Here is a 25889-nt window from a genome sequence, read left to right on the forward strand (position 1 = left end):
ATTGGTAACTTGAGCCTATGCCTCCATCCTATCGCGCACGATCCACGAGGTGATTGATGCCCGATAACTCGCCAGAACCCAAAGAAGCCGTTACAGCAGCCCACCCCATAGCCGCGACCCGTTTGCGCTGGCTGGATTTGCTGAGCAAGTATCGCCAACCCATTGGGCTCGCGCTCACGCTGCTGTTATTTGCAATAGCACTGATTGCGTGTCGCCATCTGTTAAGCGAACTTGACCTGTACGCCCTGCATGACTCGATCCTCGAAGTTCCCAAGCCCGCCCTCTTCGGTGCCGTGGCTGCGACTGCCGCGGGTTTTATCATCCTGCTCGGTTATGAGTGGTCAGCCAGCCGCTATGCGGGGGTAAAACTGCCACCCAAAACCCTGGCACTGGGCGGCTTTACCGCCTTTGCCATTGGCAATGCCATCGGCCTGTCGCTGCTGTCCGGCGGCTCTGTGCGGTATCGCCTTTATGCCCGGTATGGCGCGGGGGCATCAGAAGTCGCCCATATGACTCTGTTTGCCAGCCTGTCGCTGGGCTGCGCCCTGCCACCGCTGGCGGCACTGGCCACATTGAGCAATTTGCCCGCAGCCTCCGCCGCCCTGCATATCCCGGCCTGGATATTGGGTGCTATCGCTTTTGCGGTGCTGGCCCTGTTTGCCTTGCTGGCAATAGGAATCTACCGCCGACGCCTGCCCGAGCAGCCGATCCCGGATAACCTGCTGGTCAAGGCCGGGCGCCGCACATTGCGCCTGCCAAGTGCGCGCCTGACCTTGCTGCAACTGGTCATTACCGCTCTGGACGTCGCGGCCGCCGCCACGGTGCTCTATCTGCTGTTGCCTGAAGCACCGCCCTTCGGCGCATTTATGCTGGTTTACCTGCTGGCCCTGGCGGCCGGCGTGCTCAGCCACGTCCCCGGCGGTGTCGGGGTGTTTGAGGCAATCTTGCTGGCAGCCTTCGCCGACAAGCTCGGCGCCGCACCATTGGCGGCAGCCCTGCTGCTGTATCGCATGATCTATGTGATTCTGCCGCTGCTGATTGCCTGCCTGATGCTGCTGATGACCGAAGCTCAGCGCCTGATTCACACTCGCCAAAGCCTGCGGGTTGCGTCAGGCCTGGCCGCTCCGGTACTGGCCGTGCTGGTATTCATGTCCGGCGTGGTTTTGCTGTTCTCCGGTGCCACACCGGAAATCGACACGCGCCTCGAACACATCGGTTTTCTGATCCCCCATCGCCTGGTCGACGCTTCGCACTTTGGCGCCAGCCTGATCGGCGTGCTCTGCCTGCTTTTGGCCCAGGGCTTGCGCCGCCGCCTGTCCGCCGCCTGGATGCTGACCACTATCCTGTTGCTGGTCGGCGCCGTGCTGTCCCTGCTGAAAGGCTTCGACTGGGAGGAAGCCACTATCCTGGTTCTCACCGCCAGCCTGCTGGGCCTGTTCCGCCGCTCTTTCTACCGCCCGAGCCGCCTGACCGAACTGCCCTTTTCACCGCTATATCTGGTGGCCAGTGTCTGCGTACTGGGTGCCTCGATCTGGTTGCTGTTGTTCGCCTATCAGGACGTTCCTTATAGCCATCAACTGTGGTGGCAGTTCACCCTTGACTCGGACGCACCACGGGGCCTGCGCTCGCTGCTGGGTGCCGCGGTACTGCTGGTGGTCGTATCCCTGACCTGGTTGCTGCGCACCGCCCGCCCGGTGATCCACCTGCCCGATGCCACCGAACTGGAAAAGGCCGGCAAGATCATCCTTGCCTCCGACCAGCCCGACGGCGGCCTCGCACTGACCGGCGACAAGGCCTTGCTGTTCCACCCCGACGACAACGCCTTCCTGATGTACGCTCGCCGCGGGCGCAGCCTGGTGGCGCTGTACGACCCGATCGGACCGCCCCAGCAACGTGCCGAGTTGATCTGGCAGTTTCGCGACCTGTGCGACACCGTCCATGCCCGCCCCGTGTTCTATCAGGTACGCGCCGAGAACCTGCCGTTCTATATGGACATCGGCCTGACCGCGATCAAGCTCGGTGAAGAAGCCCGGGTCGACTTGCACCGCTTTGATCTCGAAGCCAAGGGCAAAGAGATGAAGGACCTGCGCTACACCTGGAACCGTGGCACCCGTGACGGCCTATCACTGGAAATCCACGAACCGGGTGAGGCACCAATGGATGAGCTCAAGGTCATTTCCGACGCCTGGCTCACCGGCAAGAATGTGCGGGAAAAAGGCTTCTCACTCGGGCGCTTCAGCGAGGACTACATCAAGCACTTTCGCATCGCGATCATTCGCTTTGAAGGCAAGCCGGTGGCCTTTGCCAACCTGCTTGAGACCCACAGCCATGAGCTGTCGAGCCTCGACCTGATGCGTGCCCACCCGGACGCGCCGAAACTGACCATGGAATTCATGATGGTCGGCCTGATTCAGCATTATAAAAAGCATGGATACGCCCGTTTCAGCCTGGGAATGGTACCTCTGTCCGGCCTGCAACCGCGTCGCGGCGCACCCTTGACCCAACGTTTGGGTTCGATGCTGTTCCAGCGCGGCGAGCACCTGTACAACTTCCAGGGTTTGCGTCGCTTTAAAGACAAATTCCAGCCCGACTGGGAACCTCGTTATATGGCCGTACCCGCCGGACTTGATCCGCTGGTGGCACTGGCTGATACCGCCGCCCTGATTGCAGGCGGCTTGACTGGATTGGTGAAACGTTAATGAAACATCGTTCCTGGCGGTTTTTGTTGCTTGCCTTGATAGTTCTGGTCGCCCTGGCAGCAGGCGGCTATTGGTGGTGGAATCGCCCGGCTCCGGAACCGACGATTGAACACCTGGGCCAGAGCGATGGCTCGACCCTGACCAGGGTCACACCCGGACAGAGAGCCCAGGCCCGGGTGGTGATTGCCACTCCGGCCGAAGAAGCCCTGAACGACAAGCAACTCATGGCCCTCAGCCGCGCAGGCAAGGCGCAACTGGTGCAAGTGATCCTGCCCAAGGACGACTGCACCCTGCAACAGCAAGCACTGCAAACCGCGCTACAGCAGCTCAAGGGGCCTGCAACCCTGGTCAGCGGCATAGGCCCTGGGGCCACTCTGGCCTGGCGCTGGCTGGCCGCGCAAACCAACGACAAGGCGCAAGCCGTATCGGTGGGTTTCAAGCTGGAAGAACCCGGCTGCACACTGCCCGTTCCGAAAACTGCCACCCACGGTAACTGGCTGGTGGCCTGGAACGACAACCCTGATGACCCGAGCGCGGCTTTTGTACGCGATCAACCGAATGCGCAGACCAGCATCAGCGACTACGACATTCACTACCCACAAGTCCTGAGCAACGAGCTGCGCAAAATCCTGGTGGGCGATGAAAACGGCGGGCTGAGCATGCCGGTGGTCGAAGTACCTGCCGGCCAGCAAAACAGCACCGTGACCCTGTTCCTCTCCGGTGATGGAGGCTGGCGGGATCTGGACCGTGACGTGGCGGGCGAGATGGCCAAGATCGGCTACCCGGTGGTGGGCATCGACATGCTGCGCTACTACTGGCAGCACAAGACCCCCGAGCAAAGCGCCACCGACCTCACCGAGCTGATGCAGCACTACCGGCAAAAATGGGGCACCCAGCGCTTTGTACTGGTGGGCTATTCGTTTGGTGCAGATGTTTTGCCGGCCACCTACAACCGCCTGCCTGAAGCGGAGCAAAAGCGTGTCGACTCGATCATGCTGCTGGCCTTTGCCCGCAGCGGCAGTTTTGAGATCCATGTCGATGGCTGGCTGGGCAAGGCTGGCGCAGAAGCGGATACCGGCGAAGAAATGTCCAAGCTGCCAGCCAGTAAAGTGGTGTGCATCTATGGCGCAGAAGAAGTCGATGAAAGCGGCTGCACTGCCAAGACCGCGGTCGGCGAAAGCCTCAAGCTGCCCGGCGGCCATCACTTCGACGAGAATTACCCGGCCCTGGCCCAGCGCCTGGTGGACCTGATCAAGAAACATCAGGCGACGGCCCAATAAGTCAGCCTTTGTGGGAGCGGGCTTGCCCGCTCCCACAGTTACAGGCCCGGGCTTAACCAAAAAAGCCCCGACTCTCGCGAGCCGGGGCTTTTTTATTGCGCCTGGACGGGTTTACATCTCGACCTGCGTCCCCAGCTCAATCACCCGGTTAACCGGCAGCTTGAAGAAGCGCAGGTTGCTGTTGGCATTCTTGAGCATAAAGGCGAACAAGGCTTCACGCCAACGCGCCATACCCACCAGTTTGGAGGTAATCACTGTCTCACGGCTAAGGAAGTAAGTGGTGCGCATCGGGCTGAAATCCAGTTCATCAAGATGGCACAGCTTCAGCGCCTCAGGCACATCCGGTTCATCCATAAAGCCAAAGTGCAGGATCACCCGGAAGAACCCGTCACCATAGGCGTCCACCTCGAACCGTCGCGAAGCGGGCACTCGCGGCGAGTCTTCATTGACCACCGTGAGCAATACCACCTGCTCGTGCAGCACCTGGTTGTGCAGCAAGTTGTGCAACAGCGCATGAGGTACGGCATCCGGACGCGCAGTCAGAAACACCGCCGTCCCCTTCACCCGATGCGGCGGCTGTACCCGGATGCTGCTGATAAACAGCGGCAGTGGCAGCGCGCTTTCGTCAAGACGATCCACCAGTAGTTGCTTGCCGCGGCGCCAGGTGGTCATCAGGACAAACAGCACTATGCCCGCCAGCACCGGAAACGCCCCGCCCTGGAAGATTTTCGGCACGTTGGCAATAAAGAACAGACCGTCCACCAGCAAAAAGCCGATCAACACGGGCACGGCCAGAACAGGTGGCCACTTCCACAACAGCAACATCACTGCCGACACCAGAATACTGGTAATCAGCATGGTCCCTGTGACCGCCACCCCATAAGCCGAAGCCAGGGCACCCGAAGACTCAAAGCCCAGCACCAGCAAAATCACCCCGACCATCAGCGACCAGTTCACCGCGCCAATGTAGATCTGGCCCTGTTCGGCGCTTGAGGTGTGCTGGATATGCATGCGCGGGATATAACCCAGCTGAATTGCCTGATGGGTCAGGGAGAAGGCTCCGGAAATCACGGCCTGGGAGGCAATCACCGTCGCCAGCGTGGCCAGCCCGACCAAAGGTATCAACGCCCAGGCCGGCGCCAGCAGATAGAACGGGTTGCGCGCCGCCTCAGGATTTTCCAGCAGCAAGGCGCCCTGGCCAAAGTAGTTGAGCACCAGCGCGGGCAACACCAGGATGAACCAGGCCCGGGCAATCGGCTTGCGACCAAAGTGGCCCATATCGGCATACAGTGCCTCGGCGCCGGTCAGCGCCAGCACCACGGCACCCAGAATGGCAACGCCCATGCCAGGGTGAGAAACAAAGAACCGCACACCCCATAGCGGGTTCAGCGCATTGAGCACTTCAGGGTGCTGAACGATACCGTGGATCCCCAGGCCGCCCAGCACCACAAACCACACCACCATGACTGGCCCGAACAGCTTGCCGATACTGGCCGTGCCATGGCGCTGAATCAAAAACAGCAGCACCAGCACAATCAAGGCCAGCGGCACGACCCAATGCTCCAGGCCGTCGAATGCCAGCTCAAGCCCTTCTACGGCGGATAGCACCGAGATCGCCGGGGTAATCATGCTATCGCCGTAAAACAGTGCCGCACCGATCAACCCCAGGATCACCAGCACCGAACGCAACTTCGGATAAGGCGACGCCGCACGCCTGGCCAGTGCGGTCAGGGCCATGATGCCACCCTCCCCTTCGTTGTCGGCGCGCAGGATAAACAGCACGTACTTGATCGAGACCACCCAGATCAGCGACCAAAGGATCAGCGCCAAAATACCGAAGACACCGTCATGGTTGACCTGCACACCATAGCCGCCGGAAAACACCTCTTTGAGGGTGTACAACGGGCTGGTACCAATATCGCCGTACACCACTCCGACCGCTGCAACCAGCATCCCGATAGGCTTGGCCTTCGAGTGACCGTCTTCTGCCGCCTGACTGCTTGCCTGCCCCATCAACCACTCCTACGACCATTGACCGCGTTTCTTAATGGCTTGCGCTACATTTGATCAGCAGCATGCGCTGATTTCCCGAGTGTTAGCTACGGCTCCTGCCTACAAAATCACGTTAGTTAAAAACCCTGCTTTCGCAACGGCGCGCAGCATAGCGCAGCACTCGTCGCAAATCCCCGTATAACGCTGGTCAAGTGCGTTGACCATAGCTAAAATTGCGCACTTTTTTTGATCAGAGGCGCAATAAGCGCCCGTTCGTCGTGCAGCCTTTACGGGCATGTAACGTCACTACATACCGAGGTTCGCCATGTCCACCGTTACCACCAAGCCAGCCAACCCAAAGGTTGGCTTTGTTTCCCTGGGTTGCCCGAAAGCACTGGTCGACTCCGAGCGCATCCTTACGCAACTGCGCATGGAAGGCTATGACGTCGTCTCAACCTATCAGGACGCCGACGTCGTGGTGGTCAACACCTGCGGCTTTATCGACAGCGCCAAGGCCGAATCCCTGGAAGTGATCGGCGAAGCCATCAAGGAAAACGGCAAGGTCATCGTGACCGGCTGCATGGGTGTCGAAGAAGGCAATATCCGCGACGTGCACCCAAGCGTACTGGCCGTGACCGGCCCGCAGCAGTACGAGCAGGTAGTCAACGCCGTGCACCAGGTGGTGCCGCCGCGCCAGGATCACAACCCGCTGATCGACCTGGTGCCGCCACAGGGCATCAAGCTGACGCCACGTCACTACGCCTACTTGAAGATTTCCGAAGGCTGCAACCACAGCTGCAGCTTCTGCATCATCCCGTCGATGCGCGGCAAGCTGGTCAGCCGCCCGGTGGGTGACGTGCTCGACGAAGCCCAGCGCCTGGTCAAGGCCGGCGTCAAAGAGCTGCTGGTGATTTCTCAGGACACCAGCGCCTACGGCGTTGACGTCAAATACCGCACCGGCTTCTGGAACGGTGCTCCGGTCAAGACGCGCATGACCGAGCTGTGCGAAGCCTTGAGCTCTCTGGGCGTATGGGTGCGTCTGCACTACGTTTACCCGTACCCGCACGTTGACGAACTGATCCCGCTGATGGCCGCCGGCAAAATCCTGCCGTATCTGGACATCCCGTTCCAGCACGCCAGCCCGAAAGTGCTCAAGGCCATGAAACGCCCGGCGTTTGAAGACAAGACCCTGGCCCGGATCAAGAACTGGCGTGAAATCTGCCCGGAACTGATCATCCGTTCGACCTTTATCGTCGGCTTCCCGGGTGAAACCGAAGAAGACTTCCAGTACCTGCTCGACTGGCTGACCGAAGCTCAACTGGATCGCGTGGGTTGCTTCCAGTACTCGCCGGTAGAAGGAGCACCTGCCAACCTGCTGGACGCGGCCATCGTGCCAGACGACGTCAAACAGGATCGCTGGGATCGCTTTATGGCCCATCAACAGGCCATCAGCGCAGCACGCCTGCAGATGAAGATCGGCAAGGAAATCGAAGTCCTGATCGATGAAGTCGACGAGCAAGGCGCTGTAGGCCGCTGCTTCTTCGATGCTCCGGAAATCGACGGCAACGTATTTATTGCGACCGAAAAAGATATCAAGCCGGGTGACAAGATCATGTGCCGCGTCACCGACGCCGACGAATATGACCTGTGGGCTGAAGTGATCTAATTCGCGACTGCCTCGCAAAAAGCCCTGCCGCTCTCGCGCCAGGGCTTTTTTTACGGCTATCGTAAACCCATTGCCTTCCACACCTGTGTCAGGAGACACGCTCGATGCAACAACAATGGGTCATTCATACCCCACGTCTTACGGACTTCGCCGAACTAACCGACGTATGGGAAGCATCTGTTCGTGCCACCCATGATTTTTTACCTGACAGCTATATTCAACTTCTGCGCGGCCTGGTCAAAGACCAATATCTGGACGCCGTCATGCTGATCTGCTGCAAGGACCCGGTCAGCAAACGCATTACCGGCTTTGCCGGAGTCGCGGCCGGCAAGGTTGAAATGCTGTTTGTTCACCCGGATTACCGGGGGCAAGGCATCGGCAAGTGCCTGTTAATGTTCGCCATCAATGAACTGAATGCCGAACGCCTCGACGTCAATGAGCAAAACTCGCAAGCCATCGGCTTTTACCTCAAACAGGGGTTTGAGGTGATCGGGCGCTGCGAAAAAGACGGCATGGGCCAGCCCTATCCCCTGCTGCACCTGCGGTATAAACGCCCAGCACGTGCATAAGGCAAATGTTGCCGGGCTTAACCGGCGCCAGGCGGGTACAATAGCCGCCCAATTCCTTTACGGCCCCTGTCATGTCTGAACCGATACGTCTCTCCAAACGCCTCATCGAACTCGTCGGCTGCTCCCGCCGTGAGGCCGAACTGTTCATTGAAGGTGGCTGGGTCACGGTAGATGGCGAAGTCATCGACGAGCCACAGTTCAAGGTCGACAACCAGAAAGTCGAGCTGGACCCTGAAGCCAAGGCCACCGCGCCCGAGCCTGTGACCATTTTGCTCAACGCCCCGGCGGGCCTGGATACCGACAGCGCCATGGCGTTGATCGGCCCGGACACCCTGAGCGAAGAACACCGCTTCGGCAAGCGCCCGCTCAAGGGCCACTTCCTGCGCCTGAGCGTTGGCAATGAGCTGCAAGCCAACGCCAGCGGCCTGCTGGTGTTTACCCAGGACTGGAAGATCGTGCGCAAGCTGACGGCCGATGCCAGCAAGATCGAGCAGGAATACGTGGTCGAGGTTTCTGGCGAAATGGCCCCCCACGGTCTGAACCGTCTCAACCACGGCATGACCTACAAGGGTCGCGAGCTGCCTGCGGTCAAGGCCAGCTGGCAGAGTGAAAACCGCCTGCGTTTTGCGATGAAAAATCCGCAACCAGGTGTGATTGCCCTGTTCTGCCAGGCGGTAGGCCTGACCGTGATTTCCATGCGCCGGATTCGTATCGGCGGCGTGTCGATGGGCAAATTGCCCGTAGGCCAATGGCGCTATATGAGCGCCAAAGAAAAGTTCTAACGACTTACAGCCCTACCCCGAACATTTCGACACCGCAGCAATGCCTGCGGTGCTCACTGCTGAATATCAGGATTACCCAAATGATTCATAACGACGTACTGCGCAGCGTGCGCTACATGCTCGACATCAGCGACAACAAGGTTGTCGAAATCATCAAGCTTGGTGGCCTGGAAGTTACCAAGGAAGATGTACTGACCTACCTGAAAAAAGACGAAGAAGAAGGTTTTGTACGTTGCCCTGACGACGTGATGGCGCACTTCCTGGATGGCCTGGTGATCTTCAAGCGCGGCAAGGACGAAAGCCGTGCGCCAATGCCGGTCGAGCTGCCGGTGACCAACAACATCATTCTGAAAAAACTGCGTGTGGCCTTCGAACTGAAGGAAGACGACATGCACGCCATCCTCAAGGCTGCGGGCTTCCCGGTGTCCAAGCCCGAGCTGAGCGCCCTGTTCCGCAAGTTCGGCCACACCAACTACCGCACCTGTGGCGACCAGTTGCTGCGCAACTTCCTCAAGGGCCTGACCCTGCGCGTTCGCGACTGAAAACACACCTCCTGTGGGAGCGGGCTTGCTCGCGATAGCAGCACCGCAGTGATTCAGATTGACCGAGCCGTCTGAATCGCGAGCAAGCCCGCTCCCACAAGAGCCTGTTCTGACCCACCAGCCCGATATCTCCCATGCCCTACACCGTCTCCCCCATCGGCTTTGTGCGCTCCTGCTTCAAGGAGAAGTTCGCCATCCCGCGCCAGCCACAACTGGCACCGGCCGCCCGTGGCGTACTGGAACTGGTCGCACCCTTTGACCAGGGCGATGCGGTGCAGGGCCTGGAGCAGGTCAGCCATGTCTGGTTGCTGTTTGTGTTTCATCAGGCACTTGAAGACAAGCCTCGCCTCAAGGTGCGCCCGCCACGCCTGGGCGGCAACAAGTCGATGGGCGTGTTTGCCACCCGCGCCACCCATCGCCCGAACGGCATCGGCCAGTCAGTGGTCAAGCTGGACAAGGTAGAAGCCAATCGCCTGTGGATTTCCGGCATCGACCTGCTCGACGGCACGCCGATTCTGGATATCAAACCCTATGTGCCCTACGCCGATATCATCAGCGATGCCAGCAATGGCATGGCCAGCGCCGCACCGGTATTGATCCCCGTGCAATGGGCCGACAGCGCCCTGCAACAGGCCCACAGGGAAGCCCTGCGCCTTCAGGAGCCGCTGGTGGAGCTGATCGAGCAATGCCTGGCGCAAGATCCACGCCCTGCTTACCAGACGCCCACAGCCGAACGAGAATACGGCGCGCAGTTCTGGGATCTGGATGTACGCTGGCATTACCCCGAGCCTGGTTTGATCCGTGTGCTTGAGGTGATTCCCAAGCCGTGACCTGAAACGCAATGTGGGAGCGGGCTTGCTCGCGATTACGGCCTGTCAGTCACCCATGCGGTGGCTGACACTCCACAATCGCGGGCAAGCCCGCTCCCACATTTGTATCGATCTGCGTTTGTTACTTCTCGACGAAAGCACGCTCGATCAGGTAATCACCCGGCTCCCGCATACGCGGCGAAACTTTCAGGCCGAAGCTGTTAAGCACTTCGCTGGTCTCGTCGAGCATGCTCGGGCTGCCGCACAACATGGCACGGTCGTCCTGCGGGTTGATCGGCGGCAGACCGATATCGCTGAACAGCTTGCCGCTGCGCATCAGGTCGGTCAGGCGGCCTTCATTCTCGAATGGCTCGCGGGTCACGGTCGGGTAGTAGATCAGCTTTTCACGCAGCGCTTCGCCGAAGAATTCGTTCTGCGGCAGGTGCTCGGTAATGAATTCGCGGTAAGCGACTTCATTGACGTAACGCACACCGTGGCACAGGATCACTTTTTCGAAACGCTCGTAGGTTTCCGGATCCTGGATAACGCTCATAAAGGGCGCCAGACCGGTGCCGGTGCTGAGCAGGTACAGATGCTTGCCCGGCTTCAAGTCGTCCAGCACCAGCGTACCCGTAGGTTTTTTGCTGATGATGATCTCGTCGCCTTCCTTCAAGTGCTGCAACTGGGAGGTCAGCGGGCCATCAGGCACCTTGATGCTGAAGAACTCCAGATGCTCTTCCCAGTTCGGGCTGGCAATCGAGTAGGCACGCATAAGCGGACGGCCATTGGGCTGTTGCAGGCCGATCATCACGAACTGACCGTTCTCGAAGCGCAAGCCCGGGTCACGGGTACACTTGAAGCTGAACAGGGTGTCGTTCCAGTGATGAACACTGAGGACACGTTCGTGGTTCATGTTGCTCATGTACGGGGCTCCTAAATTCGCCTGCGCTGACTATGGGCGCGATTGCACAGCATTCTAATGGCGGCGACAATATCTGTTAACTGAATTATCAAGATAAGGGTTATCGGTTATATCGATATGCGATTTACTCTCAGACAACTCCAGGTTTTCGTCGCCGTCGCCCAACAAGAGAGCGTGTCTCGCGCTGCCGGCTTGTTGGCCCTTTCACAATCTGCTGCCAGTACCTCGATCACCGAACTGGAGCGCCAGACCAGCTGCCAGCTGTTCGACCGTGCCGGCAAGCGCTTGAGTCTCAACGCACTGGGCCGGCAATTGCTGCCACAGGCTGTCGCATTACTGGATCAAGCCAAGGAGATCGAAGACCTGCTTAATGGCAAGTCCGGTTTTGGCTCATTGACCGTCGGCGCGACACTGACCATCGGCAACTACCTGGCCACCCTGCTGATCGGCAGCTTTATGCAGGCGCACCCGGAAAGTCAGGTCAAGCTGGTGGTTCAGAACACGGCTCATATCGTGCAACAAGTCGCCCACTACGAAATTGATCTGGGTCTGATCGAAGGCGATTGCGCCCACCCGGATATTGAAGTGCAGAGCTGGGTCGAGGATGAACTGGTGGTGTTTTGCGCCCCGCAGCATCCACTGGCGGCTCGTGGTCGCGCCACACTTGACGAGCTGACCCGTGAAGCCTGGATTTTGCGCGAACAAGGCTCGGGAACTCGCCTGACGTTCGACCAGGCCATGCGCCATCATCAAACGTCGCTCAATATTCGCCTGGAACTGGAACACACCGAAGCGATCAAGCGCGCCGTTGAGTCGGGGCTGGGCATTGGCTGCATTTCACGCCTGGCGTTGCGTGACGCTTTCAGGCGCGGCAGCCTGGTGGCAGTGGAAACGCCTGAACTGGATCTGGCCCGGCAGTTCTTCTTTATCTGGCACAAAAAGAAGTATCAGACATCCGCCATGCGCGAATTTCTGGAGCTGTGCCGCGCCTTCACCGCCGGGGTTCAGCGCAGCGACGAGATCGTATTGCCGACTATTGCTTAAAGCAGAATCACTGCCCACACCACGGCAATCATGGTCAGCACCACAAACTGGGCAGCGCTGCCCATGTCCTTGGCGTTTTTCGACAAGGGGTGAAGGTCGAGGGAGATTCGGTCAACCACCGCTTCAATGGCCGAGTTCAACAACTCGACAATCAATGCCAGCAGGCACACAGCGATCAGCAATGCGCGCTCTACGCGGCTCACATTTAGCAAGAAGCTCAGCGGGATCAGGATCACGTTGAGCAGCACCAACTGCCGAAAAGCCGCCTCGCCCGTAAAGGCTGCGCGCAAACCGTCCAGCGAGTAACCGCCAGCATTCAAAATCCGTTTAAAACCGGTTTTACCCTTGAAAGGCGACATAGATAGGCAACTGCACAAAAAATGAGAGGGGAACGCTAGTTCACGCTTCGTCAAAAAAGCGTGAAGATTCGCAGATTAATGACTCGAAATTGATTCAAGTTGCTGCAAGAGTAGCGCGGCCTGGGTGCGAGTGCGAACCCCCAGCTTGCGGAAAATCGCCGTAACATGGGCCTTGATGGTTGCCTCGGAAACGCTTAGCTCATAAGCGATCTGCTTGTTCAGCAAACCTTCGCAGACCATGGTCAGCACGCGGAACTGCTGGGGCGTCAGGCTGGCCAGCCCTTCGCTGGCCGCTTTGGCCTCGGCCGAGACCTGAACATCCTCAAACGCCTGGGGCGGCCATGACACATCACCATCCAGTACGGCACGTACGGCCTTCTGGATGTCTTCCAGCGAACTGGATTTCGGAATAAAGCCGCTGGCTCCGAACTCGCGGGAACGCACCATGATCGAGGCTTCTTCCTGGGCCGACACCATCACCACCGGAATTTGCGGGTATTGGCCACGCAACAACACCAGGCCGGAGAAACCGTAAGCACCCGGCATGTTCAAATCGAGCAGTACCAGATCCCAATCTGCCTTTACCGCCAGCTGTGCTTCAAGCTCGGCAATACTGGCGACCTCTACCAGGCGAACATCAGAGCCCAGACCCAGGCTCACGGCCTGGTGCAGGGCACTGCGAAACAGTGGATGGTCGTCGGCAATCAGGATTTCGTATGTGGCCATTATTTAAATGATCCCGTTTTTCAGGCGAGCACTGATCAATTCCAGCACTCGCTAAGGCAACTCGAGCAAAAGCTCAAAGACTGTGCGTCAAAGGGCGCGATTTACGCGAAACGTCGGCAAATATAAGTGTTTTGACAGCTGCGATAGCCGAATCGGCGCCAAGCATGCCCAGCGAAACAAGGGTGGTCAAGCTGAAAACCTGACACCCGGGTCCACGTAGAACCCCTTAGAGCGCCATCATCGAAAAACCCGCCATGCTGCGCGCTTACATCTGTTGGAAAATTGTAGCGCTACTTCTTTAGTCTATTGAGCCCGATTCTGGGGAAGGTCTTTTACAAAAACGCCCAGTTCCTGGTGCGCTGCGCTGGACTCATTGATCGGCAACTGGTTCTTGGCATCCAGATAATGCTGACTGAAGACATCGAAGTAGGCATCCAGCGCACTTGAGGCCTGGGAGTCACCGGCAAGTTCAAGACACAGGCTGGCAACTTCCGCGGTACACAGATGCTCGCTGCGGGTAGAGCGGCGCAAGCGGTAACGCGAAAGCCGCTCAGGCAGCAGGCTCAAAATCGGCAAGGTGTCGAAGTACGGGCTTTTGCGGAAAATCTTGCGTGCTTCGGTCCAGGTGGCATCCAGCAGAATAAACAACGGGCGCTTGCTGCTGTCCAGATCCACCGTGTGCGTTACCCGCTCAGGCGCGACGTACTCGCCGGGAAACACCAGATACGGTTGCCATTGTGGATCGGCCAGCAACGCCAGCAAGGCTTCGTCGGTTTCAGTGCGTGACCAGATAAAGGCAAAATTGTCTTTGACCACATCTGCGATCAACCAGCCGGTATTGCTGGGCTTGAACACTTCCTTTTTAGTCATGACCAGACACACCCCCGAACGTGTCTCGACCCGGGGTCGCCAGCTGCACAGGCAGTGGCTTTCGATCACACGGCAGGTATGGCAACGCGGAGCCCGCGAGCCGCGGGCCAGGTAGGGCTTGGTGCTCTCCTCTTCACGCTCGTCTCGTAAACGGGCTACAGCATTCGGGGAAAAGGTCGTCAGGGTCATGATTTTTACTTTAAAGGCGCCAAGCGTCCATTCGCCAGAATTGGCGCATAAACGGATTCACAATAGAAAGGAGCCAAGTTTACCAGAGGCGCGATTCCATGACCTTTGGCATTTCCTGCATGGCTATGCTGACCTATACTCCCGCGCCACTGAACGCACAGATATATGGCCTGTCCAAGTCTGCGTCACTGAAATCAGGAGAGATTCATGCTGCGCCATATCATTCCGACCGTCGCTCTAATGCTTGCACTGCCTCTGGCCGCACACGCAGCCTCTCTGAAGGATTTTGAGCTGAACAAAACCTTGCTCAAGGTTGCAGAGAAAAGTAATGAAGGCAAACCGCGAGCAATCAATGCAGACCTGCTGGATAAAGGCTTTACGGTAGACGGCACTGTGCTGATCAACAACCTGGAAGCCAGCCCGACACTGGCCGCCCAGATGCGCTCCAACCCAGAAGAGACCGTGCCGCAACTGGGTCGCAGCGTGTGCAGCAATGCAGGTTTCCGTACCCTGATGGCTCAAGGCGCCACGCTGCGCTACAGCTTCAGGGAGTACAAAACCAACAGCCCGGTCCTGATCCAGGATTTCCGCGCTGAAAACTGTCAGCGCAAAAAGTAAATCCCCCGCCACGCCGTACCCCGTACGGCGTATGACCCCGCTCTGCAGCCCTGCCTCCTTCCGCTAAACTTCATGTATGTCAGGCAATTAGCTATTGCCAGTCAAGACATCTCAGGACCATCATCGAAGCATCATTGTGACACTCAGTGTCTCAGCGCCTGCTCAGGTTGCGGCGTTTTCAAGGATGTTGCGTAGAAGGAGAAATACATGCCTGATCAATCCAATGACTCCCTGACGCTGTTTTTCCAGGAGCAGGGTCTTGAGCTTGCACAAGAAGTGGACGAGCAACTGCAGCGGGTTGCACCCGACAGCCCTAACCGGGCGCTTTACCGCGAGATGCTGCTGACCGTATTGCGCATGGCCCATGACGACCTTGATCGCTGGAATGCCAAGATCACCCTGCAAGCCATTCGCGAACTGGAAAAAACCTTTCGCACCCTGGAGCAGTTCAAGTGCCGTCGCAAAGTCACGGTCTTCGGCTCGGCCAGAACCCCGGTAGAACACCCGCTCTATGCCCTGGCACGGGAAATGGGCAGCGTGCTGGCCAAGTCCGACATGATGGTCATTACCGGCGGCGGCGCTGGCATCATGGCTGCCGCCCATGAAGGTGCAGGCCTGGCTCACAGTTTGGGGTTCAATATCACCCTGCCGTTCGAGCAACGGGCCAACCCCACCATCAATGGCACGCCCAATGTTCTGGCGTTTCACTTTTTCTTTACCCGCAAACTGTTTTTCACCAAGGAAGCAGATGCTCTGGTGATGTGCCCGGGCGGTTTTGGCACGCTGGATGAAGTGCTGGAAGTAGTGACCCTGATGCAAACGGGTAAAACCCCGTTGGTGCCGGTAGTTTTACTGGATGTGCCGGGGGGCAAGTTCTGGCAGGGGGCGCTGGACTTTATTCACAACCAGCTGGAAGCCAACCAGTACATCCTGCCCAACGATTTGAAGTTGATGCGCCTGGTGCATAGCGCCGAAGAGGCCCTTGCTGAAATCAACCAGTTCTACAGCAACTTCCATTCAAGCCGCTGGTTGAACAAAACTTTTGTGATCCGCATGAAGCGGCCGGTCAGTGTGCAGGCACTCAAGGAGATACAGCAGGCGTTTGCCGATATCTGCCTGAGTGATGGCTTCCATCAAGAGCAATACTGCCACTTTGAACATGACGACCCAAAACTCAACCACCTGACCTGCCTGGGCTTTGCGTTTAGCGGGCGCAATCAGGGACGGCTGCGCGAACTGGTCGACTTTATCAACCTGCCGCAAAACTGGGCTGCAACTGATAATGCGCCTACGGCGCAGATGCACGAGTCGCTGGCTGATTAAGCCGGAATTGGTAAGTGGGCTGGTACTGTGGGAGCGGGCTTGCTCGCGATGCAGGCGGCACGATCTGGCAGGCAAACCGCATTGCCGCCTTCGCAGGCAAGCCTGCTCCCACAGGTTTTGTGGCGCCCACTGAATCCGAACCTTAAAGGGTACGAGCGTAAACAGCGTCAGTCATCAAACTCTCGGCCGCTTAACAGGCGGCCGATCATTTCAAGCGGGTAACCGCGGTAACTCAAAAAGCGCCCCTGGCGGGCACGCTCTTTTGCATCAGCGGGCAACTGACCGGAAAACTTGCGGCGCCAGGTCTCTTCCAGTCGCTCTTGCCAGTCGAAACCGCATTCTCGCAACGCCTCCTCTATATCTCCACGCACCAGCCCACGCTGGCCAAGCTCTTCACGAATTCGCAAAGGGCCATAACCGGAACCGGCACGGTAGTTGATATAGCTTTCAAGGTAACGAGACTCGGACAACAGCCCCTCTTCCGTCAAACGGTCAAGGGCAGCGTCGATCATGTCGGGGCAAGCGCCGCGCTGACGCAACTTGCGCGTCAGCTCGACTCGACCGTGCTCGCGTCGCGCGAGCAGGTCCATTGCAGTCCGTCGCACCGCGACGGGGGTATCCAGGACGGCAATCATGGCAGTGATCAGTTATCGCCCTCGGTGGCGTTTTCCATTTCTTCGGCTTCAGCCAGCGCTGCAGCTTCTTTGGCAGCCTTGCTCATTTTTGGCATGACTTTCAGCTCTGCCAGTTCGGCATCGGTTTTTGGCCCGAGCAACTTCTCACGCAGCTGCTTCTCCAGCGCATCCTTGATGTCCGGGTTATCGTCCAGGAACTTGGCGGAGTTGGCCTTGCCCTGACCGATTTTGCTGCCGTTGTAGCTGTACCAGGCGCCAGCTTTTTCAACAAAGCCATGCAGTACGCCCAGGTCAATCATTTCACCGTTCAGGTAGATACCCTTGCCGTACAGGATCTGGAATTCAGCCTGACGGAACGGTGGTGCCACCTTGTTCTTGACCACTTTCACGCGGGTTTCGCTACCCACCACCACATCACCTTCTTTTACGGCGCCGGTGCGGCGGATATCCAGACGTACCGAAGCGTAGAACTTCAGTGCGTTACCACCGGTGGTGGTTTCAGGGCTGCCGAACATCACGCCGATTTTCATGCGGATCTGGTTAATGAAGATAACCAGGCAGTTGGCGTTCTTGATGTTACCGGTGATTTTACGCAGCGCTTGCGACATCAGACGGGCTTGCAGGCCAACGTGGGTATCGCCCATGTCGCCTTCGATTTCAGCTTTTGGCGTCAGTGCAGCAACGGAGTCGATGATGATCACGTCAACCGCATTGGAACGCACCAGCATATCGGTGATTTCCAGTGCCTGTTCGCCGGTGTCAGGCTGTGAAACCAGCAGGTCATCAACGTTTACGCCCAGTTTGGCAGCGTACTCAGGATCAAGGGCGTGCTCGGCATCGACGAAGGCGCAGGTAGCACCGGCCTTTTGCGCCTGTGCAATCACGGACAGGGTCAAGGTGGTTTTACCCGACGACTCAGGGCCGTAGATTTCAACAATACGGCCTTTTGGCAGACCGCCAATGCCCAGTGCGATGTCCAGACCCAACGAGCCGGTGGAGATCGCCGGCACGGCCTGACGCTCCTGGTCGCCCATCAGCATCACGGCTCCCTTGCCGAATTGACGTTCGATCTGACCCAGGGCCGCAGCCAAGGCTTTCTTCTTGTTGTCGTCCATTAAAGTCCTCTCGTAATCAATAAGGCCCGACGGCCGATAACTGTATAAGTAGCCAGTATTATTCCACAGGGTTAGAGGATCGCCTACCCCTGATTTTTTATTTCTCGTACCGTTCGGCGTATTAAACCTTCCAGAGCGGCAATCACGGTTTGCCGGCGCACCTCATCGCGGTTGCCCGCAAAGTGCCTGCGCTCGCTGGATACCTCGTCGCCGGCGCCCCACGCCAGCCACACGGTGCCGACCGGCTTCTCGGGCGAACCGCCCCCCGGCCCGGCCACACCACTGACCGCCACGGCAAATCGCGCCCCGCTTTGGCCCTGCGCACCCTGCACCATCGCCTCGACCACCTCGCGGCTGACCGCCCCCACCCGGGTGAATAAAGGCTCGGGAACCTCCAGTTGCCGGGTCTTTTGCTGGTTGGAGTAGGTCACAAACCCCGCCTCAAACCACGCGGAGCTGCCGGCAATACGGGTGATGGCCTCGGCAATGCCGCCACCGGTGCAGGACTCGGCGGTTGTCACCTGGGCATTGAGAGCCTTTAACAGCAGCCCGAGTTCAGATGCAAGTTGAGATATTTGATCCACTGTCCTCTCCTGATGGCGGGTCTGCGCCATAACCTACACCAAAAAGCGCCTGTTACGGCTCGATCCGCGAGTCACCGGGCGCAGCATCTACCCCGAGCCGCTTCGCGGCCCAGCGCTGGTACAGGCTGATTGCCGCATCTGCACCGGCCAGTGCGGTCAGGCAACCCAGGGCCCCTGCGGCCAGAATCGACATCCCGGCCGAGTACAGCAGCATAAAGGTCGAGACACCGCACACCACGCACGCGCCCGAACGCAACGCCAGGCGCCGCATCAGTGGCCATCCGCTGGTGCCGTCCTTGTCTGCCCGCCACATCTCGCCAAAAACGCCGCCTACCAAGGCAAGGAGGATGACCAGTAAAACCGGCATTTCCAGTAAGACTTGCGGTTCATTCATCATGTGATCACTCCTGTGTCCTTATTGATAAGCGCCAATTTCCGGTCTGGCTGAAACGTCATACCCCTGCCTGAGATCCATCGTTGGCCGCAATGGAATAAAGACTATGCATGTATGGATATACAGTCAATGCACCAGTGCATATATTTATTCGGACAATTTCAACAAGTCGGCCAAGACATGCAAATACGGTGAGAATTGTCTGTTGGTTGGGTGAAAATACTGCTCGCGAAAGCTGATTCGCGAGCAGGCTCGCTCCCACAGGGTGTTCCAAGAGTTATGGTTAGCGGGCGTACATGCCCCACCAGAACACATGACCAAGAATGACCAGTTGTTCATCCTCGAGATCGTTGTAGGCGTAGTCCTCATCCGGGAACTCGTCGCGATTGAAACTGCGCAAACGAATACCGCCCGCCAGGCGATACACCTGTTTCACCCGCAACTGGCCATTGTGATTGACCGCATACAGGTCGCCATCAACCACTTCGTCAAGGGTACGTTTGCCCGCATTGACTCCCACCGTTGCGCCATCGCGCAGGACTGGCAGCATGCTGTCGCCGCGTACGGTCACGCACTTGGCCTGATCGAACTCCACGCCGTTATGGCGCAGGCTGCGCTTGCCGAAACGCAACCTGGCGCGTTCGCTCTCCTCAATGGCAAAGCGCCCTGAGCCGGCGGCCAGTTCAACCTGACGCAAAAATGGAATGGACACTTCATCGTCCGCCACCGGGGTGTCGTCATCCCACAGGCAAATATCACGCAACTCTGGGTGACGTAGCTCGATTTCAGGCACCCGCACATCCTCCCGGCCGCGCAAGCGATCGGTGCTGATGTGGAAATACTCGGCGATTTTGGAGATATGCCTGTCGGAAGGATCGGCAATTTTGCCGCTCAATATTCGCGACAACGTAGGTTGCGGTACTCCCGTACTGCGGTGAAGCGCCATCGCGCTGATACCGTGCCGGGCCAGCAGCTCTTTAAGGACGGTTGAAACAGTTCGTTTTGACATGGCGGCAATAGTGCTGGCCGTGTTTATTGATGGCAAATGCTATTTCTTCTATTTATAGCAGCCAGTCAGCGCGCCCGGTGCGCACCTGTAGATGCAAGGGGCTGACATGTTAACCTTGCGCCCATTGCGAAAACCTCAGGCCACGGCCTGCCTTTCCCCCACTTCTGAACGAATCCGCCTAAGTCCTGATGAGTAAAAATACTTCCGACCTGTCCAGCCATACCCCGATGATGCAGCAGTACTGGCGCCTGAAGAACCAGCACCCTGACCAGCTGATGTTTTATCGCATGGGCGATTTCTACGAAATCTTCTACGAAGACGCGAAGAAAGCCGCCAAACTGCTGGACATCACCCTCACGGCACGTGGCCAGTCTGCCGGGCAGGCGATTCCGATGTGCGGGATACCTTACCATGCGGCCGAAGGTTACCTGGCCAAGCTGGTCAAGCTGGGGGAGTCGGTAGTGATCTGCGAGCAGGTCGGCGACCCGGCCACCAGCAAAGGCCCGGTTGAGCGTCAGGTCGTACGCATCATCACCCCGGGCACCGTCAGTGACGAGGCGCTGATGGATGAGCGCCGCGACAACCTGATTGCCGCGGTGCTGGGCGATGAGCGTCTGTTTGGCCTCGCCGTGCTGGATATCACCAGTGGCAACTTCTCGGTGCTGGAGATCAAGGGCTGGGAAAACCTGCTGGCAGAGCTTGAGCGCATCAACCCGGTTGAGCTGATGATCCCGGATGACTGGCCACAAGGCCTGCCAGCGGAAAAACGTCGTGGCGTTCGTCGCCGTGCGCCGTGGGACTTTGAGCGTGACTCGGCCCTGAAAAGCCTGTGCCAGCAGTTCTCAACCCAGGATCTAAAAGGCTTTGGCTGCGAAAACCTGACCCTGGCCATCGGCGCTGCAGGCTGCCTGCTCAGCTATGCCAAGGAAACCCAGCGCACGGCCCTGCCCCACTTGCGCAGCCTGCGCCATGAGCGCCTGGACGACACCGTGGTGCTCGACGGCGCCAGCCGCCGCAACCTGGAGCTGGACACCAACCTGGCCGGCGGTCGCGACAATACCCTGCAATCGGTGGTCGACCGTTGCCAGACCTCGATGGGCAGCCGCTTGCTGACCCGCTGGTTGAACCGTCCGTTGCGCGATTTGAGCGTGCTACTGGCGCGCCAGTCTTCAATTACCTGCCTGCTCGATGGCTATCGCTTTGAAAAGCTGCAGCCACAGCTCAAGGAAATCGGTGACCTGGAGCGGATCCTGGCCCGTATCGGCCTGCGCAACGCGCGCCCCCGCGACCTGGCCCGCCTGCGTGATGCCTTGAACGCGCTGCCGGAACTGCAAGACGCCATGCTCGGCCTCGAAGCGCCGCACTTGCAGCAACTGGCCACGATCACCAGCACCTACCCCGAACTGGGCGCACTGCTGGAAAAAGCCATCAATGATAACCCACCCGCGGTGATCCGCGATGGCGGCGTGCTTAAAACCGGCTATGACGCCGAGCTGGACGAGTTGCAGGCACTGAGCGAAAACGCCGGCCAGTTCCTGATTGACCTGGAAGCCCGAGAAAAAGCCCGCACCGGCCTGTCCAACCTCAAGGTCGGTTACAACCGGGTCCACGGCTACTTTATCGAGCTGCCAAGCAAACAGGCCGAACAGGCTCCGGCCGATTACATCCGCCGCCAGACGCTCAAAGGCGCCGAACGCTTTATCACCCCTGAGCTGAAAGCCTTCGAAGACAAGGCCCTGTCGGCCAAGAGCCGTGCCCTGGCTCGTGAGAAAATGCTCTATGAGGCATTGCTCGAAGAGATGATCGGCCACCTCGCACCGCTGCAGGACACCGCCGCCGCCCTGGCCGAGCTGGATGTGCTGAGCAACCTGGCCGAGCGTGCGCTGAACCTGGACCTGAACTGCCCGCGCTTTGTTGAAGAGCCGTGCATGCGCATCAGCCAGGGTCGCCACCCGGTGGTCGAGCAAGTGCTGACTACGCCGTTTGTGGCCAACGACCTGGGGCTGGATGACAACACCCGCATGCTGGTGATTACCGGTCCTAACATGGGCGGTAAATCGACTTATATGCGCCAGACTGCATTGATCGTATTGCTGGCCCATATCGGCAGTTTTGTGCCAGCAGCCAGTTGCGAGCTGTCGCTGGTTGACCGGATTTTTACCCGGATCGGTTCCAGTGATGACCTGGCAGGTGGCCGTTCGACCTTTATGGTCGAGATGAGCGAAACCGCCAATATTTTGCACAACGCCACCGAACGCAGCCTGGTGCTGATGGACGAAGTGGGTCGTGGCACCAGTACCTTTGACGGCCTGTCCCTGGCCTGGGCTGCAGCAGAACGTCTGGCCCAGTTGCGCGCCTACACCTTGTTTGCCACGCACTACTTCGAACTGACGGTACTGCCCGAAAGTGAACCGCTGGTCGCCAACGTGCATTTGAGCGCAACCGAGCACAATGAACGTATCGTGTTCCTGCACCATGTTCTGCCGGGCCCGGCCAGCCAGAGTTATGGCCTGGCCGTGGCGCAACTGGCGGGGGTACCGAGTGAAGTCATCAGCCGTGCCCGCGAGCATTTGAGCCGCCTGGAGACCACCAGCCTGCCCCATGAAGTGCCACTTGCGAAGCCTGGCAAAAAGCCTGCGCCACAACAAAGCGACCTGTTTGCCAGCCTGCCGCACCCGGTGCTGGATGACCTTTCCAGGGCCGATCTGGACAACATGACGCCACGTAAAGCGCTCGATTTGCTCTACACATTAAAGACACGCCTTTAAAAGCTGCTAGAATCGCGCGCGGTTCGGGATGCTACTGACCTTTTAGCCTGGTCTTTAGATATCACTCCCGAACCCGGCGAACCCGTTCTGGAAGGGCTTCGCTGCCGCCGCCTGAGGAGAGAATTAGAAATGACCTTCGTCGTCACCGACAACTGCATCAAGTGCAAGTACACCGACTGCGTAGAAGTCTGTCCGGTGGACTGCTTTTACGAAGGCCCGAACTTCCTGGTGATTCACCCGGATGAGTGCATTGACTGCGCGCTTTGTGAGCCTGAATGCCCTGCACAGGCGATCTTCTCTGAAGATGAAGTGCCTGCCGGCATGGAGAATTTCATTCAGTTGAACGTCGAGCTGGCTGAAATCTGGCCAAATATCACTGAACGCAAAGACCCTCTGCCGGACGCGGCCGAGTGGGATGGCAAACCAGGCAAGATCGTCGACCTGGAACGCTGATTCACGTTTAAGCAAAAAGCCCCTTTTGGGGCTTTTTGCGTATTTGACTCGGCGAAAACACCTTAAAACTAGAAGGCAGTCGTCTGCGTAGCAGCAGCCTCGTTTCTACGGCACTTGCTACCAGAGGCTTGGCTCCTAACCGTTGATTGCGCAGCCCGTGGCCTCTTGAAGCTGCTCGCGGGTGACTCCCGGCGCCAGTTCCACCAGCTTGAGTCCTTGCCCGGTCACATCCAGCACGGCCAGGTCGGTGATAATCCGGTCGACCACGGCCACGCCCGTCAGCGGCAGATCACACTGCTTGAGCAGTTTATGGACGCCGCCCTTGGCCGTGTGCTCCATCAGCACGACAACGCGCTTGACCCCGGCTACCAGATCCATCGCCCCGCCCATGCCCTTGACCATCTTGCCGGGGATCATCCAGTTGGCCAGGTCGCCCTTCTCGGACACCTGCATCGCCCCCAGAATCGACAAGTTGATATGACCGCCACGAATCATCGCGAACGAATCGGCACTGTTGAAGAAGCTGCTCCCCGGCAAAGTCGTGATGGTTTGCTTGCCGGCGTTGATCAGGTCGGCATCGACCTCATCGTCAGTCGGAAACGGACCAATGCCCAGCAGGCCATTTTCGCTTTGCAACCACACATCCATACCTTCAGGAATGTAGTTCGCCACCAGGGTGGGCAAACCGATACCCAGGTTGACGTAGAAACCGTCCTGCAGTTCTTGGGCGGCACGATGCGCCATTTCTTCACGAGTCCAGGCCATGGTCAGGCGCTCCGCACAGTGCGATGTTCAATACGTTTTTCCGGCGCAGCGTTGAGCACCAGCCGTTGTACGTAAATCCCGGGCAAATGCACCTGATCGGGCTCGATCTCGCCAACCTCGACAATCTCTTCCACTTCCACCACACACACCTTGGCCGCCATGGCCGCCAAAGGGTTGAAGTTGCGTGCCGTTTTATTGAATAGCAGGTTGCCAGAGGTATCGGCCTTCCAGGCCTTGACCAGGGCTACATCGGCGCGCAGTGAACGCTCCATGACATACCACTCGCCATCGAACTCCCGGGTTTCCTTGCCTTCAGCTACCAGCGTGCCGTAGCCAGTCTTGGTAAAGAACGCCGGGATACCCGCCCCGCCCGCCCGCAGCTTTTCCGCAAGGGTACCTTGCGGGGTGAACTCAAGCTCCAGCTCGCCCGCCAGGTACTGGCGCTCGAACTCTTTGTTCTCGCCAACATAGGAAGAAATCATTTTGCGAATCTGGCGCGTTTCCAGCAGTTGCCCCAGACCAAATCCGTCAACCCCGGCGTTATTGCTGATCACCGTCAGCTCGCGCTTGCCGGTATCGCGCAAAGCCGCGATCAGCGCTTCGGGGATACCGCACAAGCCAAAACCGCCTACAGCCAGGGTCATGCCGTCTTCGACCAGGCCTTGCAAAGCGGATTCAGCACTCGAGTAAATCTTGTTCACTTGTTATTCCTCGAATTGTCCACGACACACCACACCGTCGCAGTCTGTTTGCTTCAGTCGGGAGAGGAAAACAGCCTGGCAGTTGCCCGCTCCCCCGTTGCTGGCAGCTCTGGCCTGAGGCCAAAACGTTGCTCAAGTGTAGGGGAAGCCAAGGCAGGAAGGGTTGATTGGAAAAAATAACCGAGAAAGATGCCGCCGTTCAGTAATCCTTAATCCGCAATCGCTTAGGATTAATTACATCTGGCTGTGGGACGTTTAACTAAACGATAACAATTTAGCTACAAAATACTTAGCTCGCTAACTTTAAACCCGCGGGCCAGACGTATATAAATGCCATCTGCCATCAAATGGCCCAAAGGGCAAAATCTTCACTCGCCTTATTGCTTGAGCCTACTAGACTCCCTCTCGGATATTGCCGGAGTTTCTTAAAGCTGGGCTTGTGCGCAGCATGTCCAGCCCCGTATCGACCCAGGATTGCGCGTGTGTGTACAGGTCAAAGCTGTCGGGAACCAGCAGCCATTGTCCGAGTATTCCGTCGATATAGGCATGCAGGCAGATGGCAGCACGGCGAACATCCAGATTTTCAGGGAGCTGTTGACGATGAATGGCATTGCTCAGGGCCAGCTCGATCCTGCTGTTGCAATCGAGCATCGCCATCTGGCGTTGAGCCCGTAAATCACACATTTCGTCAGTGAATTCGCACTTATGGAACAAAATTTCATTGATACGCCGGGTTTTTGGGTCAATGGCAACCTGGCGAAACAAGTGAATCAGCAATTGGCGCATGCAGCCAAGCGGGTCGACTTCGTTCTCGCTTTCGCTTGCCCTGGCCATTTCATCCAGAGGCTCATTCAAGCTGTCGAGCATGGCTTGAACCAACTCGGCCTTGTTGCTGAAGTGCCAGTAAATGGCACCACGGGTGACACCCGCCAGTGTGGCGATATCAGCCAGCGTCGTGCGGGCAACCCCGCGCTCATAGAAGGCCTGTTCGGCCGCTTCGAGGATTTTGCTCCGGGTTTCAAGAGCTTCTTCTTTGGTACGACGCACCATGGCAATAAAAACCTCAATCAGAAGG

General features: G+C 58.2%; 25 protein-coding genes. 12 read left to right on the top strand and 13 right to left on the bottom strand.

What is annotated here, in order from left to right:
- The first annotated feature begins 56 nt into the window (after nucleotides 1-56).
- Nucleotides 57-2699: a bifunctional lysylphosphatidylglycerol flippase/synthetase MprF gene (gene mprF / locus EQV96_RS10815; RefSeq protein WP_095019818.1), complete on the top strand. Its 2643-nt coding sequence runs from the start codon at nucleotides 57-59 to the stop codon at nucleotides 2697-2699.
- The gene (locus EQV96_RS10820; RefSeq protein ID WP_095019817.1) at nucleotides 2699-3979 is read left to right on the top strand and encodes an AcvB/VirJ family lysyl-phosphatidylglycerol hydrolase; all 1281 of its coding nucleotides are present in this window, start codon (nucleotides 2699-2701) and stop codon (nucleotides 3977-3979) included. The genes mprF and EQV96_RS10820 overlap by 1 nt, the downstream gene beginning before the upstream one ends.
- Nucleotides 3980-4090: 111 nt before the next feature.
- On the opposite strand, the gene EQV96_RS10825 is transcribed toward EQV96_RS10820, so the two are convergent.
- Nucleotides 4091-5992, bottom strand: a complete 1902-nt coding sequence (locus EQV96_RS10825; RefSeq protein WP_095003028.1) for a potassium transporter Kup — start codon at nucleotides 5990-5992, stop codon at nucleotides 4091-4093.
- A gap of 304 nt (nucleotides 5993-6296) precedes the next feature.
- On the opposite strand from EQV96_RS10825, the gene rimO reads away from it, so the two are divergent.
- The 5 genes from rimO to tsaA all read left to right on the top strand — a co-directional run bounded on the left by rimO (nucleotide 6297) and on the right by tsaA (nucleotide 10360).
- Nucleotides 6297-7637, top strand: a complete 1341-nt coding sequence (gene rimO, locus EQV96_RS10830) for a 30S ribosomal protein S12 methylthiotransferase RimO (protein WP_086795996.1) — start codon at nucleotides 6297-6299, stop codon at nucleotides 7635-7637.
- Between the two features lie 104 nt (nucleotides 7638-7741).
- The gene (locus EQV96_RS10835; protein WP_095019816.1) at nucleotides 7742-8206 is read left to right on the top strand and encodes a GNAT family N-acetyltransferase; all 465 of its coding nucleotides are present in this window, start codon (nucleotides 7742-7744) and stop codon (nucleotides 8204-8206) included.
- A gap of 71 nt (nucleotides 8207-8277) precedes the next feature.
- Entirely contained in the window at nucleotides 8278-8988 is a 711-nt protein-coding gene (locus tag EQV96_RS10840; RefSeq protein WP_095003026.1) for an rRNA pseudouridine synthase, read from the top strand.
- 80 nt (nucleotides 8989-9068) lie between these two features.
- On the top strand, nucleotides 9069-9530 hold the full coding sequence (locus EQV96_RS10845; protein ID WP_095003025.1) for a DUF1456 family protein: 462 nt from the start codon (nucleotides 9069-9071) through the stop codon (nucleotides 9528-9530).
- Nucleotides 9531-9664: 134 nt separating this feature from the next.
- On the top strand, nucleotides 9665-10360 hold the full coding sequence (gene tsaA / locus EQV96_RS10850) for a tRNA (N6-threonylcarbamoyladenosine(37)-N6)-methyltransferase TrmO (protein ID WP_095019814.1): 696 nt from the start codon (nucleotides 9665-9667) through the stop codon (nucleotides 10358-10360).
- Nucleotides 10361-10481: 121 nt separating this feature from the next.
- On the opposite strand, the gene fpr is transcribed toward tsaA, so the two are convergent.
- Complete coding sequence (fpr, locus tag EQV96_RS10855; RefSeq protein WP_019827846.1) at nucleotides 10482-11261, bottom strand: ferredoxin-NADP reductase; 780 nt, start codon at nucleotides 11259-11261, stop codon at nucleotides 10482-10484.
- Nucleotides 11262-11378: 117 nt separating this feature from the next.
- On the opposite strand from fpr, the gene EQV96_RS10860 reads away from it, so the two are divergent.
- Nucleotides 11379-12305, top strand: a complete 927-nt coding sequence (locus EQV96_RS10860; RefSeq protein ID WP_095003023.1) for a LysR family transcriptional regulator — start codon at nucleotides 11379-11381, stop codon at nucleotides 12303-12305.
- Here the strand turns inward: EQV96_RS10860 and EQV96_RS10865 are convergent.
- The 3 genes from EQV96_RS10865 to EQV96_RS10875 form a co-directional block, all read right to left on the bottom strand.
- Entirely contained in the window at nucleotides 12302-12664 is a 363-nt protein-coding gene (locus EQV96_RS10865; RefSeq protein WP_016779774.1) for a diacylglycerol kinase, read from the bottom strand. The genes EQV96_RS10860 and EQV96_RS10865 overlap by 4 nt on opposite strands.
- Nucleotides 12665-12739: 75 nt before the next feature.
- The gene (gene erdR / locus EQV96_RS10870) at nucleotides 12740-13390 is read right to left on the bottom strand and encodes a response regulator transcription factor ErdR (RefSeq protein ID WP_095003022.1); all 651 of its coding nucleotides are present in this window, start codon (nucleotides 13388-13390) and stop codon (nucleotides 12740-12742) included.
- Nucleotides 13391-13693: 303 nt separating this feature from the next.
- Nucleotides 13694-14449: a tRNA-uridine aminocarboxypropyltransferase gene (locus EQV96_RS10875; protein WP_095003021.1), complete on the bottom strand. Its 756-nt coding sequence runs from the start codon at nucleotides 14447-14449 to the stop codon at nucleotides 13694-13696.
- 207 nt (nucleotides 14450-14656) lie between these two features.
- On the opposite strand from EQV96_RS10875, the gene EQV96_RS10880 reads away from it, so the two are divergent.
- Both EQV96_RS10880 and EQV96_RS10885 read left to right on the top strand, forming a co-directional pair.
- Nucleotides 14657-15067, top strand: coding sequence for a PA3611 family quorum-sensing-regulated virulence factor (locus tag EQV96_RS10880; protein WP_095003020.1), 411 nt, complete (start codon nucleotides 14657-14659; stop codon nucleotides 15065-15067).
- Nucleotides 15068-15274: 207 nt separating this feature from the next.
- Entirely contained in the window at nucleotides 15275-16390 is a 1116-nt protein-coding gene (locus EQV96_RS10885; RefSeq protein ID WP_240882006.1) for a TIGR00730 family Rossman fold protein, read from the top strand.
- A gap of 167 nt (nucleotides 16391-16557) precedes the next feature.
- Here the strand turns inward: EQV96_RS10885 and recX are convergent, their stop codons facing one another.
- The 5 genes from recX to EQV96_RS10910 all read right to left on the bottom strand — a co-directional run bounded on the left by recX (nucleotide 16558) and on the right by EQV96_RS10910 (nucleotide 20127).
- Nucleotides 16558-17025 carry a recombination regulator RecX gene (gene recX / locus EQV96_RS10890; RefSeq protein WP_095003018.1) on the bottom strand — a complete coding sequence of 156 codons (468 nt, stop codon included), beginning with the start codon at nucleotides 17023-17025 and terminating at the stop codon, nucleotides 16558-16560.
- A gap of 8 nt (nucleotides 17026-17033) precedes the next feature.
- Entirely contained in the window at nucleotides 17034-18140 is a 1107-nt protein-coding gene (gene recA / locus EQV96_RS10895; RefSeq protein ID WP_240882013.1) for a recombinase RecA, read from the bottom strand.
- 83 nt (nucleotides 18141-18223) lie between these two features.
- Nucleotides 18224-18724, bottom strand: a complete 501-nt coding sequence (locus EQV96_RS10900) for a CinA family protein (RefSeq protein ID WP_095020419.1) — start codon at nucleotides 18722-18724, stop codon at nucleotides 18224-18226.
- A gap of 52 nt (nucleotides 18725-18776) precedes the next feature.
- Nucleotides 18777-19121 (bottom strand): phage holin family protein, encoded by a 345-nt coding sequence (locus tag EQV96_RS10905; protein ID WP_095003016.1) that lies wholly within the window; start codon nucleotides 19119-19121, stop codon nucleotides 18777-18779.
- Nucleotides 19122-19401: 280 nt separating this feature from the next.
- Nucleotides 19402-20127: an XRE family transcriptional regulator gene (locus tag EQV96_RS10910; RefSeq protein WP_095019810.1), complete on the bottom strand. Its 726-nt coding sequence runs from the start codon at nucleotides 20125-20127 to the stop codon at nucleotides 19402-19404.
- Between the two features lie 188 nt (nucleotides 20128-20315).
- Between EQV96_RS10910 and mutS the strand changes: the two genes are divergently transcribed.
- Nucleotides 20316-22895: a DNA mismatch repair protein MutS gene (mutS, locus tag EQV96_RS10915; protein WP_095003014.1), complete on the top strand. Its 2580-nt coding sequence runs from the start codon at nucleotides 20316-20318 to the stop codon at nucleotides 22893-22895.
- Nucleotides 22896-23024: 129 nt separating this feature from the next.
- Complete coding sequence (gene fdxA, locus EQV96_RS10920; RefSeq protein ID WP_016779762.1) at nucleotides 23025-23348, top strand: ferredoxin FdxA; 324 nt, start codon at nucleotides 23025-23027, stop codon at nucleotides 23346-23348.
- Nucleotides 23349-23483: 135 nt separating this feature from the next.
- Here the strand turns inward: fdxA and EQV96_RS10925 are convergent, their stop codons facing one another.
- The 3 genes from EQV96_RS10925 to EQV96_RS10935 form a co-directional block, all read right to left on the bottom strand.
- Entirely contained in the window at nucleotides 23484-24113 is a 630-nt protein-coding gene (locus EQV96_RS10925) for a CoA transferase subunit B (RefSeq protein WP_095003013.1), read from the bottom strand.
- Between the two features lie 2 nt (nucleotides 24114-24115).
- The gene (locus EQV96_RS10930; RefSeq protein WP_095020417.1) at nucleotides 24116-24814 is read right to left on the bottom strand and encodes a CoA transferase subunit A; all 699 of its coding nucleotides are present in this window, start codon (nucleotides 24812-24814) and stop codon (nucleotides 24116-24118) included.
- A 393-nt stretch (nucleotides 24815-25207) separates the two neighbouring features.
- Nucleotides 25208-25864, bottom strand: a complete 657-nt coding sequence (locus EQV96_RS10935) for a TetR family transcriptional regulator (protein ID WP_095003031.1) — start codon at nucleotides 25862-25864, stop codon at nucleotides 25208-25210.
- Between the last annotated feature and the right edge of the window lie 25 nt (nucleotides 25865-25889).

This window comes from Pseudomonas sp. TMW22080, assembly GCF_022496745.1.
Lineage (GTDB): Bacteria > Pseudomonadota > Gammaproteobacteria > Pseudomonadales > Pseudomonadaceae > Aquipseudomonas > Aquipseudomonas bubulae.

Bases quoted from the DNA above. Each gene is read 5' to 3' on its own strand.
- EQV96_RS10865 (WP_016779774.1), bottom strand. From the start codon at position 12,664: ATGTCGCCTTTCAAGGGTAAAACCGGTTTTAAACGGATTTTGAATGCT.
- fpr (WP_019827846.1), bottom strand. From the start codon at position 11,261: ATGAGCAACATGAACCACGAACGTGTCCTCAGTGTTCATCACTGGAAC.
- recA (WP_240882013.1), bottom strand. From the start codon at position 18,140: ATGGACGACAACAAGAAGAAAGCCTTGGCTGCGGCCCTGGGTCAGATC.
- EQV96_RS10910 (WP_095019810.1), bottom strand. From the start codon at position 20,127: ATGTCAAAACGAACTGTTTCAACCGTCCTTAAAGAGCTGCTGGCCCGG.
- recX (WP_095003018.1), bottom strand. From the start codon at position 17,025: ATGATTGCCGTCCTGGATACCCCCGTCGCGGTGCGACGGACTGCAATG.
- mutS (WP_095003014.1), top strand. From the start codon at position 20,316: ATGAGTAAAAATACTTCCGACCTGTCCAGCCATACCCCGATGATGCAG.
- EQV96_RS10840 (WP_095003026.1), top strand. From the start codon at position 8,278: ATGTCTGAACCGATACGTCTCTCCAAACGCCTCATCGAACTCGTCGGC.
- tsaA (WP_095019814.1), top strand. From the start codon at position 9,665: ATGCCCTACACCGTCTCCCCCATCGGCTTTGTGCGCTCCTGCTTCAAG.
- EQV96_RS10825 (WP_095003028.1), bottom strand. From the start codon at position 5,992: ATGGGGCAGGCAAGCAGTCAGGCGGCAGAAGACGGTCACTCGAAGGCC.
- EQV96_RS10925 (WP_095003013.1), bottom strand. From the start codon at position 24,113: ATGGCCTGGACTCGTGAAGAAATGGCGCATCGTGCCGCCCAAGAACTG.
- EQV96_RS10845 (WP_095003025.1), top strand. From the start codon at position 9,069: ATGATTCATAACGACGTACTGCGCAGCGTGCGCTACATGCTCGACATC.
- EQV96_RS10835 (WP_095019816.1), top strand. From the start codon at position 7,742: ATGCAACAACAATGGGTCATTCATACCCCACGTCTTACGGACTTCGCC.
- EQV96_RS10875 (WP_095003021.1), bottom strand. From the start codon at position 14,449: ATGACCCTGACGACCTTTTCCCCGAATGCTGTAGCCCGTTTACGAGAC.
- EQV96_RS10935 (WP_095003031.1), bottom strand. From the start codon at position 25,864: ATGGTGCGTCGTACCAAAGAAGAAGCTCTTGAAACCCGGAGCAAAATC.
- rimO (WP_086795996.1), top strand. From the start codon at position 6,297: ATGTCCACCGTTACCACCAAGCCAGCCAACCCAAAGGTTGGCTTTGTT.
- EQV96_RS10860 (WP_095003023.1), top strand. From the start codon at position 11,379: ATGCGATTTACTCTCAGACAACTCCAGGTTTTCGTCGCCGTCGCCCAA.
- EQV96_RS10880 (WP_095003020.1), top strand. From the start codon at position 14,657: ATGCTGCGCCATATCATTCCGACCGTCGCTCTAATGCTTGCACTGCCT.
- erdR (WP_095003022.1), bottom strand. From the start codon at position 13,390: ATGGCCACATACGAAATCCTGATTGCCGACGACCATCCACTGTTTCGC.
- EQV96_RS10820 (WP_095019817.1), top strand. From the start codon at position 2,699: ATGAAACATCGTTCCTGGCGGTTTTTGTTGCTTGCCTTGATAGTTCTG.
- fdxA (WP_016779762.1), top strand. From the start codon at position 23,025: ATGACCTTCGTCGTCACCGACAACTGCATCAAGTGCAAGTACACCGAC.
- mprF (WP_095019818.1), top strand. From the start codon at position 57: ATGCCCGATAACTCGCCAGAACCCAAAGAAGCCGTTACAGCAGCCCAC.
- EQV96_RS10885 (WP_240882006.1), top strand. From the start codon at position 15,275: ATGCCTGATCAATCCAATGACTCCCTGACGCTGTTTTTCCAGGAGCAG.
- EQV96_RS10905 (WP_095003016.1), bottom strand. From the start codon at position 19,121: ATGATGAATGAACCGCAAGTCTTACTGGAAATGCCGGTTTTACTGGTC.